The sequence below is a fragment of the bacterium genome (genome assembly GCA_018814885.1).
Classification (GTDB): Bacteria; Krumholzibacteriota; Krumholzibacteriia; order LZORAL124-64-63; family LZORAL124-64-63; genus JAHIYU01.
Map to the genome: position 1 here is coordinate 1 of JAHIYU010000017.1, position 10480 is coordinate 10480.

Consider the following 10480-nt stretch of genomic DNA (forward strand, 5'->3'; position numbering starts at 1 on the left):
CCAGCAGGATGCGGCCCGCGGCCACGGCGAACTGCTTGGGCGGCGCGGCGTCCGTACGGGCGCGCGAGCCGCTGCCGCCGGCGAGGATGATCAGGTGCAAGGGCGTCCGTGCGACGGTCATGCCTTCCCCTCACCGGCCGCCCGCGAGCGGCTCAGGGCCAGGGCCACGGCCTCGTCGACTGTGGCGGCCACGACCACGGACAGGCCCTGCTCGGTCTTGCGGTTGCGCTTGGCGCGCGCGACCACCGCCCGCTTGAACCCGTGCCGCGCCGCCTCGCGCAACCGACCGGGGCGGTCGGCTACGCCGCGCACGTCCCCGGTCAGGCCGACCTCGCCGAGCACCAGGGTGTCGACCGGCACCGGGATCTCGCGCAACGAGGAGGCCAGGGCGGTGACGATAGCCAGGTCCGCGCCCGGATCCTCCAGGCGCGCTCCCCCGGCCACCTTGACGAAGATGTCGCAGCCGGCCAGGTCTAGCCCCGCGCGTTTCTCGAGGATGGCCGCCAGCAGGGCCACGCGCTTGCTGTCCACGCCCTGGACCACCCGCTGGGGCGTGCCGTAACGCGAGGGCGACACGAGGGCCTGCACCTCCACCAGGAAGGTCCGCGACCCGTTGCGCACGGCACACACGGCCGAGCCCGGCTCCTCGCCGCGACGACCGCTCAGGAACAGGGCTCCCGCCTCGTCCACCGGCACCAGGCCGTCGCCGCGCATCTCCAGGATGGCCAGCTCGCCGGTGGCGCCGAAGCGGTTCTTCACCGCGCGCACCATGCGCACGGCGCCGCCGTCGCTGCTCTCGAAGTAGAGGACCGTATCGACCATGTGCTCGAGCAGCTTGGGCCCGGCCAGGTCGCCGCTCTTGGTGACGTGCCCGACCAGGAACACGGGACGTCCCGAGGCGCGCGCGTAGTCCGCGAGCACGCCGCCGCAGTAGCGGATCTGGCTGACGCTGCCGGGGAAGGCGTCGATCTCGCCGCTGTGCAGGGTCTGGATGGAATCCGCGATGACCACGCACGGGCCGGCGTGCCGCGCGCGGTCGTCGTAGAGGGCGGCCAGCAGCTTCTCCAGGTCGACCTCGTCGAGGATGTGGAAGCCCTCGGTCGTCCGCGGGTCGAAGCCGAGCCGCTCGGCGCGCATGCGGATCTGCGCGGGCGACTCCTCGCCGGCCACGTAGAGCACGCGCACGCCCTGGCGCATCCAGCTCAGCGCCAGGCCGGTCAGCAGGGTGGACTTGCCCACACCGGGCTCGCCGCCGAGCAGGACCACCGAGCCGGCCACCAGTCCGCCGCCGAGCACGCGGGCGAGCTCTTCCGGTTCCACCGCCAGACGCTCGTGGCTCGCCGAGGCGACCTCGGCCAGGGACAGCGGCCGCAGGAGGTCGCCGCCGCCCGGCGGCGCCGGACGCGCGCGGCCGAAACCGGCGCCCCGGCCCTTGCCCTCGACCTTGCCGAGCTTGAACTCGGTCAGGGAGTTCCATTCCCCGCACTCGGGACAGCGCCCGAGCCAGCGGACCTCCTCGTGGCCGCAATTGCCGCAGACGTAGCGCGTGACTGTCTTGGCCATCGATCACCTTCCGTTCGAAACGCGGGCGTGGAGGATAGCGGTTTCCGGGCGGGAGGTCAAAGGGCGCGCCCGGCCCGGGCGAGATCCGCGCACGGGGCTTGCTCCCCATGGGCACGCGACCGTTAATACTTCGGTATAATCGGAGTTATACTATGGACATGAAAATGGCAATTTCCATACCCGACGACCTCTTCGCCGCCGTCGAGCGTCTGGCGCGCGATCTCGGCTTGAGCCGGAGCGCCCTGTACAGGATCGCCGTACAGGACTTCCTGGAGCGGCATCGTCAACAGGCGGCCACGGAGGCCCTGAATGCCGTCTACGGCGACGACCCGGAGTCCAGCCAGCTCGATCCGGTGCTGGCTGCCATGCAATTCGCTTCTCTGGGAACCGATGAGTGGTGATCAAGCGCGGTGAGATATGGTGGGGGCAGATTCCCTTTCCCCGGGGATCGGAGCCCGGATACAGTCGACCCCTCGTCGTCGTCTCCGCCGACACCTTCAACAGGAGCGCCATCCATACCGTGGTCGTGTTGGCCTTGACACGCGATCTCGGCCGCGAGAACGCGCCCGGCAACGTGCGTCTCTCCAGGAGGGACAGCGGCCCGCCTCACGCATCTGTCGCCAACGTCTCCCAGCTCATGACCCTGGACAAGTGCATGTTGACCGTGCGGGTCAAACGGATTCCCCCGCCCATCATGCAGAGAATCGACGACGGCCTCCGTCTCGCGCTCGCCCGCTGAAGGCCATGTCGCCGAAGCTGGCTGACGGTGAATCCGAACCGTGGGCGCGACCGATCCCTACCGCGTCAGCAGCATCTTCGCCTCCTGCACGACCCCCTCGGCGGTGAACCGGTAGAGGTAGAGCCCGCTGGCCAGGGCGCGCCCGGCGGCGTCACGGCCGTCCCAGGCGACCTGGTGCCGGCCGGCGGGCAGCGCGCGCCCGTCCAGCAGCCGCCGCACCTCGCGACCGCGCAGGTCGAAGATCGCGAGAAGCGGCGCCTGGGCGCTCGACAGCTCGAAGGCGATCACCGTGCGCGGATTGAAGGGGTTGGGCGCGTTGCCCAGCAGCCGCGTGACGCGCGGCATGCCGTCGCCCACCGCGGTGACGGGTTCGGGCAGGGTGATGTACAGGCCCCAACCGTTGAGCGTGCCCGTGTCGGAGCCCACGTTGTCCGAGACGAAGAGGGTCCAGTCGCCGAACGGGCTCTCTCCCACGAAGTCCAGCAGCTCGCCCGGACCGTCCACGGGGAGCGTCACGCCGTAGGTGCCGAGGATGTCGTCGCTCGAACTGCCCGAGCGGTCGTGCAGGCGCACGGTGGTGCCCTCGGGGGATGTCAACTCGACGATCAGGTCGCCGATCCAGGTGTGCGTGACGTCTATCGGCACGGTCACCGCCGAGATCGCGCCGTCGTCGGTGACGGTGATCGTCGAGGTGATCCCGGCGGGAGCGTTGTCCGGGATGTCGACGGGCGTCCCCTGGTAGTACTCGGCGGTCCAGGTCGCCTGCAGCCAGTAGTCCCGGTAGACGGCCTGCCCTTCGCCGACCTCGACGAACTCGGTGACCGTCGTGAAATCGGCCTTGCTGACGACAATCCGGTACGTGCCGGCGTAGAGGCCGTCCAGGATGAAATAGCCGTACTCGTCGGTGAGGGTCTCCAGCCCGGGACCGGCGCTGACGGCCGCGCCCTCGATCAAGAAGGCGACATCCCCGGAGATCGAGCTGACGGAGCCCGAGATGGACGCGGTCGCCTCGCCCTCGTCGGCCATCAGGAAGGCGGCGGCGTTCTCCACCAGCCGGCGGGCGGCCGTGGTGTCGGTCAGGGCGGCCGCGTTGAAGCAGAAGTTGACGACCTGGGCCGACTGGGGCGCGGGATTGTCGTCGTAGACGATCACGCCGCCGGCGCCCGCGTAGCTGGCGGGTTCCAGGACCACGTAGGCGTCGGGTGTGGGATCCATGGCGTCCTCATCGCCGTAACCGCTGTAAGCGATGGCCAGCACGGACGGGATGGCGTGGGGCAGGTTGAGCAGCGGGTGCCCTGCCATGCCGTCGGCGGTCTGCAGATCGCCCGCGCTGTCGCTGCGCCAGTCGGAGACGTGCAGCACGTCGGCCGCGAAGTCGGGATAGCCTGGGCTGGACTCGGCGTCGTAGCCCACCTCGCCCCCCTCGACCAGCAGCTTGCCGCCGCCGCCGACCCAACCGCCCAGCAGGGTGCGCAGGTTCGCGTCGGCCACCGGCGAGGTGTTGTCGCCGCAGGAGAGCACCACGAACTGCATGTTGTCGAAGTCGGAGGCCTGCAGCGCGGCGGCGTCCACCGCGGTGAGCACGTACCCGGCATCGGTCAACCAGCGGTCGATGTCGCCGGGCAAGGCCTTGTGCGCGCCGGTGTGCGGCGGCAGCGGTTTCTTGTCCTCGCCGAGTTTCGGCTCTTCGCCCTTGGCGGCGGTGTCGTCGATGAGCAGGGCCACGCCCAGGGCGTCGATGATCGCGAAGGAATACGGCCCGAGCACGACCTCGTTGGGCACGGCGGCTGTGTCGGTCACGCGCACCGAATAGGTGAAGACGTCGTCGAGCTGCACCTGCTCCGCGGGCACCGGGAAGTCCGCCGCGTAGAGATCTCCGCCCTGGTGGACCAGCGGGAAGTCGGGCTGGGGAATGCCGTCCTGGTCAAACATCACCGTGACCGAGGCGATGCCCAGGTTGTCGCTCGCGTTGACGGTCACAGCGGCGGGCCAGGTGAGCAGGGGCTGGTCGCCCAGGGGCTGATGCGATACGACGGGGTCGGTGATGTCGGGTCCCACATGGAAGGCGAAGGCCTCGCCGGGCGCTCCCAGGGGCAGGGTGGTGACGATGCCCAGCTCGTCGCCGGCGGACAGGTAGTAGGCCACGTCGCTGCCCGCCGGCTGGCCGGGGAGGGCCGCCTCGTAGGCGTCGCCGCCCAGGTCGGCCAGCGTCGTCTCGTTCCAGCCGCCGCCGTCCACGTTCCAGAACAGCTTGAGCGCCGTGGGGTCGAGGGCCACGCGGTCGGTGATCGTGCAGGTGGCGAGGTACGGGCCGATCGTGTCCTCGGTGTCGGCCAGCGGGTCGTGCGCGATGCCCGCGCCGTAGTAGTGGGCGGCGGCGTGGGCGTCCAGGATGCCCCAGCCGTAATCGTTGTCGGGAGTCGCGGCCTGCGACGCGGTCTCGCGCATGGCGTCGCGCACCTGCATGGGTGTCAGCGTGGGCACGCGCGACAGGACCAGGGTGGCCACGCCGGCGGTCAGGGGACCGGAAAATGACGTGCCCGAGGCCGAGGTGTAGGAGGTGTCGTCGGTGGAGCTGACCACGTGGTTGCCCGAGCCCAGGGCGCAGACGTCGGGCTTGATGCGCCCGTCGTAGCTGGGTCCCGGCGACGAGAAGTAGGCGTAGGATCCCGACGAGGTGACTGCGCCCGCGGCGATCACGCTGTCCCCGTCGGCGGGGGTGATGATGTGGTCCCAGATCGTGCCGCGCTCGTTGCCGGCGGAGTTGCAGACCGCGATGCCCTTGCCCACGGCCAGGTCGGCGGCGATGGTGCAGGCGGCCGTGTTGCCGTCCAAGTCGGAGAAGACGTACCAGTCGATGTAGCCCAGCGAGCTGGTGGCCACGTCGATGCCGTATGTATCCAGCCACTCGATGCCGGCCACCCAGTTGTCCTCCTCGATGGGCACCTCCTGCGACACGTCCTCGGTCTTGGCCAGCACCACCTGGGCGCCGAAGGCCGGACCGACGTGCGCGCCGGGCGCGTAGCCCATGATCGTGGACATGGTCTTGGTACCGTGGTCGTTGGCGTTGCTGGGATCTCCCGGCTGGTTGTCCACGTCGCCGTCGTCGTTCACGAAATCCCAGCTGGCGATCACCGTGACGGGCGCCAGGGCGACGTGGGTGGTGCGGAAGCCGGTGTCGAGCATGCCGATCAGGACGCCGGCGCCCGTGATGCCCTCGTCGTGCAGCGGCGGCACGTTGATCTGCTCCAGCTCGGCCAGGGTGCCGCCGTAGGCGAGGTCCCACCGGTCGGCCCCGGTGGCTTGGAGCTCCGCGTTGCGCGCCTCGCGCGAGGCCACGTCCTCCGGACGCACCGGCACCTCGTCGCGGCGGAACATGTTCACCAGATCGACCTTCGCCACCTGCGGCAGGCGGGCGATGTCGTCGATCTCGGCCGGCGTCGCGCCGAAGCTGGCGGCGTTCAGCCAGCGGCTTTCGCGGCGCAGGCGCGCGCCGGTGGCGGACACCGCGTCCAGGTAGGGCCGGTGCAGGGGCAGATCGGTGGCATCGACCAGGCGCGCGCCCTTGACGGTCGTCATCTTGGCTCGGCGGCGGGCGGCCCGGTCGGACAGGTCGTCCTCTGCCCGGTTCAGGGCGGCGGCCAAGGAGGGGCCATCGAGTCCCTTGTCGCGGAAATAGACCCACACGGCGAGGCGGCCGTCCGCGTCGCGGTGGGGATAGGACGCATCGTCCAGCGCGCGCTCGAGATATTTCGTAACCGTCGGCCGATCGGCGGCGTCGGCGGACAGGGCGAAGCCCATCGAGGCGACGAGCAGCACGGCGGCGGTCAGGCGAATCGTTCGATGCATCACGTGGGCCTCCGGAAAAGGCGCGGCCATGGATATGACGGTCTCGTCGGGGATCGACATCGAATTATAGCACGAAAACCAGCCCGACGACACCGGCATGAGCCTGATCACGCGTCATGCCCATCCCCCGCCCCCGGGTCGCCATGCCTGCAAACCCAGACGCGCCCGGGCATTGGGTCTGCGCGCACTCGTCGAATCGATCCCGCAGGTCGAGGGGTTTCCCTTGTGATCCGGGATCACGAACGGCGCTTCAGAAGTTCCTGAAGTAGTCGTACTCCGGCTCATGGTCCGAGATCTTCTCGGCCGCCAGGAGCAGCGGCTTGGTCAGGTGGAAGAAACCTGCCCGCGGCCCCTCGCAGAGCGTGCGCTTTCCACATGACAGCACTCTTCTCGGCAACGGCCGCAGCGGACTCGGTATCCGGCGATAACGGCGGTGCGACCGCAGGTATTTCCAGACCTTCCGCTTGCTCGGCATGGCCATGTCGTGCATCAGAAGGACTCCGCCGGGGCGCAGCAGCTTGTCGCCCAGGAACACGTCGATGAGCGTGTAGTCGAACGTGTGCCACCCGTCGACGAAGACCATGTCGACCTTTTCGCCTCGCTTGATCAACTCCGGCAGCATCAGGTGACTCGGGCCCTCCAGCATCTCGAAGAGGTGCCGCAATCCGCAGCGCTCGAGCGCGGCGACGGCCGCCCCGTTGTAGTCGGAGAACTGGCACGGATCGACGCCCGAGTGCCTGCACGTCAGGCCACGCTTCTCGAGACGCGACAGTGCCGCGCAGATGGCGACCGTCGACGCACCGAACGCGACCCCTGTCTCCACGCACGTCCGCAGTTCCCGCTCCTCGATCAGCTTCATCATGAACTCGGCCTGGGACATCGAGATGGGCCCCGTCACCGCATGTTCCCCGCCATCGAGGTCGAAGGTCCTTCGCTCCACTATCAACTGGTCGAGGATCGTCGACGGGGCCACCAACTCATTCACGATCATGGCGCAGTCCTCTTCGCGGGTCAGGGGCCGGCAGGATCGTCACCGCCGCAGGTTTTCCGATGTGGGCTCGAGACATGTGCAGATACTACGGGACCGGAGTCGGATGGCCAAGCGGAAGGGAGCGGAGGGCACGGGAAATACGACCGCCTGATTCACCCCCACTGCTAAACCCTCGTCGCCGCATGACATGTTCGACTTCGGGGAATTCCCCGCTCGCCTGCGCCCGCTCGAGCGGATCGAGGCGCTCGGTCAGGGGGAATGCCGGCGCGAGGACTTGGGGGGGGGTGCTACCTGCGGAACATCAAGCTGATCCACTCGGCTCTTTCACTCGCCCCGCCCCACCTCCCCCGTTGCTCATCCTCCGCCCCTGGGCTACCATGCCAGCGAACCCGAACACGCCCGGAGCAGCGGATATGCGCGGACTCGTCAAGTCGATCGTCGGCAACTCCCTCGTCACGCGGTTCGCGGCCCGCCGCGGCCCCGCGTCGGTGCTCGCGCTGATGTACCACGACCTGCGCGAGGACGACGACTTCGGCAACTGGCTGCGCGTCCGCGTCTCGGAATTCGAGGCCCAACTCGAGATGCTCGGGCGGCTCGGCCGCTTCGTCGCGACAGACGCCCTGGCCGACCCGGACGGTCTCGATCCCGGTCGTCTGAACGTCCTGCTGACCTTCGACGACGGCTACGCCAACAACCACCGCCTGGCGCTGCCCCTGCTGGCGAAGCACCGCGCGCCGGCGCTCTTCTTCGTCTCCACGCGCCACATGCAGCAGCAGCGACCGTTCTGGCCGGACGTCGTCATCACCGCCGTGCAGGCCGGCCGTCTCGACGCGCTGGACCTGCGCGAATTCGGCCTGGGCGAGCACCGTTTTCGCCCCGGCGACGGATCCGGCCGCTGGGACGACATCCAGAGGCTGCTGGTGGCCATCAAGGCCGCGGGCAACGCCGACCAGTCCGCGGTCGCGGCGCTGCTGGATCGTCTGCGGGACCGCCACGGCGACCTGCTGGCCGAGCACCTGCCGCGCTACCGCCCCCTGAACGCGGCGGAGGTGCGCGAGATGGCGGACAGCGGCTGGTGCCGTTTCGGTGGTCACGGCCACGACCACGACATCCTCACATACCTGGACGACGCGAACCTGGACTACAACCTGCGCGAACCGCGCCGAATACTCGAGGAAGCGGCCGGCGCGCCGGTGGTCGACCTGGCCTATCCCAACGGCGACTACGACGCGCGCGTCACCGCGCACGCCCTCGCCGCGGGCTACGAGCGCGCCTACACCACGCGGCCCGGCCTGGCGCGGCGGGAGACGCCGCTCCTGTCGCTGCCCCGCCTGGGCGTGGGCGGCACCGAGCCGCTGTCCGTGCTGCGCTACCAGATCAACCGCCTGCTGCTGGAGGTCTGAGATCTTGGAGATCGTTCGCGCACACGCCGACGAGTTCGACGCCATCGTCGACCTGTTCCGCGCCTACGACTTCGCCCTGAAGGAGCGCGCTTGGTTCGACTGGAAGCACCTGCAGAACCCCTTCGGCGCACCGCACCTGTTCAAACTGGTCCAGGACGGCGAATTGGCCGGCACGGTCGGCCTGCTGGCCCAGCCCTTCCGCCACGACGGGCGCGAGCTGACCGCGGTGCAGGCCGTCGACGGGCTGATGGGCCGCGCCATCCGCGGCAAGGGCCTGTTCAACGACGTCATGTTTTTCGTGATGGGCACCGTCCCCGACGGCGTGGCGGGCCCGCGCTTCGGCACCGGCTTCGCCTCGCTGCCCGGTTCGATGAAGGCCCTGGAGAACGCCGGCTGGCGGCGCCTGGCGAATTTCCGCGTGCGCAAGGCCCTGCTGTCGGCGCGCGCCCTGCGCCGCCTGCCCGGCGGCGCGCTGCTGTGGCGCCTGCTGGTCCCCGTGTGGGGCCTGATGCGGGCCCGCCTGTTCGCCGGCGCGGCGTCGGATCTGGCGGTGGTCGAGGTATCGCGCTTCGACGAGGACCTCGACCGCTTCCAGCCCGCCGGGCGCGTGGCCGGCGGACGCAGCGCCGCTTTCCTGAACTGGCGCGTCTTGGACAACCCACGCGACCAGATGCGCGCCTTCACCTTCCGGCTGGACGGACGCCTCGTGGGCTACGCGATCTGCAAGGTCCGCCCCGCGACCTGGGAAGTCGTGGAATTCCGCACCGAACTCCCCGGGCGCGGCGCCGCGGCGGCGTTCTTGAAGCACCTGCACGCCCGGCGGCTGGTCGATTCGGTTGACTTCTGGCTGCTGGACGGTTTCTTGCAAGAGGACCATCTCCCGCGCGGCCTGCTGGAGCGCGGTACTGCGGGCGCCATGTTCGTACACGGGATCGAGTGGGCGGGTCTGCCCGCCGACCCCCGTGCTTGGGCGGCCAGCTATCTGGACTCGGACTGGTAGGGAGAAGCGACATGAGTGACAAACCGGTCATCGGCCTGGCCCTGGGCAGCGGCGGCGCACGCGGTCTCGCCCACGCGGGCGTCCTGGCCGCCCTGGAGGACGCCGGGCTGCAGCCGCCGGTCATCTCCGGCTCGAGCATGGGCGCCGTGGTCGGCGGCCTCTACGCGGAGACGGGGGACGCCGCGGCGACGTGGCGGCGCCTGTCCGCTTTCGCCCGCGACCCGGAGTTCCTCGAGACCTGGACCCACTTCATCGCCAGGGGCAGCGGCGAGCAGGAGCAGTTGGGCTTCGTGCAGAGCTTCTTCGGCACCATGGTGCGCAAGCTCATGACGTTCAAGACGCTCACCCGCCCCGCCCTGGCCGACGAGGCCAAGCTGCTCAACCCGTTGAAGCACATGTTCACCGCCCGCGATTTCGCCGAGCTGAAGCTGACCTTCGCCGCGGTCGCGGTGGACCTGATCTCCGGCCGCAAGGTGGAGTTTCGCGAGGGCGACCTGATCGACGCCATCTATGCCAGCTCGGCCATCCCCGGCGTCTTTCCGCCGGTGAGGCGCAACGGCGCCTTCATCGTCGACGGCGGCGTCCTGTTCCGCGTGCCCATCGACACCTGCCGCGACCTGGGCGCTGACTTCGTGATCGCGGTGGACCTGCCCGCCTTCGAGTCCAGCAAGCCCGAGTACAGGACGGGCCTGGAGATCATGATGCGCGCCGACACCCTGGCCAAGATGCGGCTGAACGAATTCGTGCTGGAGACGGCCGATCTGGTGATCAGCCCCGAGGTGTCCGCCTACCACTGGGCCGACTTCCGCCGCGCCGACGAATGCCGCGAGCGGGGCTACGAGGCGACGACCGCCGCCTTGCCCGCCCTGCGCGAAGCCCTCGACCGCCGTCGCGGCTGGCGCTCGCGCCTGCGCCGCCTCATCGGGCGCGACGCG

The 10480-nt window shown here is 69.7% G+C and carries 8 protein-coding genes; 5 read left to right on the plus strand and 3 right to left on the minus strand.

What is annotated here, in order from left to right; genetic code table 11:
* Positions 1-117: 117 nt before the first annotated feature.
* Positions 118-1563, minus strand: a complete 1446-nt coding sequence (gene radA / locus KJ554_00885; GenBank protein ID MBU0740886.1) for a DNA repair protein RadA — start codon at positions 1561-1563, stop codon at positions 118-120.
* 158 nt (positions 1564-1721) lie between these two features.
* Between radA and KJ554_00890 the strand changes: the two genes are divergently transcribed.
* Both KJ554_00890 and KJ554_00895 read left to right on the plus strand, forming a co-directional pair.
* Positions 1722-1964, plus strand: coding sequence for a ribbon-helix-helix protein, CopG family (locus KJ554_00890; GenBank protein ID MBU0740887.1), 243 nt, complete (start codon positions 1722-1724; stop codon positions 1962-1964).
* The gene (locus KJ554_00895; protein ID MBU0740888.1) at positions 1964-2302 is read left to right on the plus strand and encodes a type II toxin-antitoxin system PemK/MazF family toxin; all 339 of its coding nucleotides are present in this window, start codon (positions 1964-1966) and stop codon (positions 2300-2302) included. Before KJ554_00890 ends, KJ554_00895 begins: the two co-directional genes overlap by 1 nt.
* Positions 2303-2359: 57 nt before the next feature.
* Here KJ554_00895 and KJ554_00900 read toward each other — a convergent pair whose 3' ends face one another.
* Both KJ554_00900 and KJ554_00905 read right to left on the minus strand, forming a co-directional pair.
* A complete protein-coding gene (locus tag KJ554_00900) occupies positions 2360-6151 on the minus strand; it encodes a S8 family serine peptidase (protein MBU0740889.1) in 3792 nt (1263 codons plus the stop codon).
* 250 nt (positions 6152-6401) lie between these two features.
* A complete protein-coding gene (locus KJ554_00905; GenBank protein ID MBU0740890.1) occupies positions 6402-7142 on the minus strand; it encodes a class I SAM-dependent methyltransferase in 741 nt (246 codons plus the stop codon).
* Between the two features lie 413 nt (positions 7143-7555).
* Here KJ554_00905 and KJ554_00910 point away from each other — a divergent pair, with 413 nt between their 5' ends.
* The 3 genes from KJ554_00910 to KJ554_00920 form a co-directional block, all read left to right on the plus strand.
* Entirely contained in the window at positions 7556-8545 is a 990-nt protein-coding gene (locus tag KJ554_00910; protein MBU0740891.1) for a polysaccharide deacetylase family protein, read from the plus strand.
* A 4-nt stretch (positions 8546-8549) separates the two neighbouring features.
* The gene (locus KJ554_00915) at positions 8550-9545 is read left to right on the plus strand and encodes a hypothetical protein (GenBank protein MBU0740892.1); all 996 of its coding nucleotides are present in this window, start codon (positions 8550-8552) and stop codon (positions 9543-9545) included.
* A gap of 11 nt (positions 9546-9556) precedes the next feature.
* Positions 9557-10480 (plus strand): patatin-like phospholipase family protein (locus tag KJ554_00920; protein MBU0740893.1); only part of this gene is annotated, 924 nt, incomplete at its 3' end.

Excerpts from the sequence above, each read along its gene's own strand:
- radA (MBU0740886.1), bottom strand. The coding sequence starts at position 1,563 with ATGGCCAAGACAGTCACGCGCTACGTCTGCGGCAATTGCGGCCACGAG.
- KJ554_00890 (MBU0740887.1), top strand. The coding sequence starts at position 1,722 with ATGAAAATGGCAATTTCCATACCCGACGACCTCTTCGCCGCCGTCGAG.
- KJ554_00900 (MBU0740889.1), bottom strand. The coding sequence starts at position 6,151 with ATGCATCGAACGATTCGCCTGACCGCCGCCGTGCTGCTCGTCGCCTCG.
- KJ554_00905 (MBU0740890.1), bottom strand. The coding sequence starts at position 7,142 with ATGATCGTGAATGAGTTGGTGGCCCCGTCGACGATCCTCGACCAGTTG.
- KJ554_00910 (MBU0740891.1), top strand. The coding sequence starts at position 7,556 with ATGCGCGGACTCGTCAAGTCGATCGTCGGCAACTCCCTCGTCACGCGG.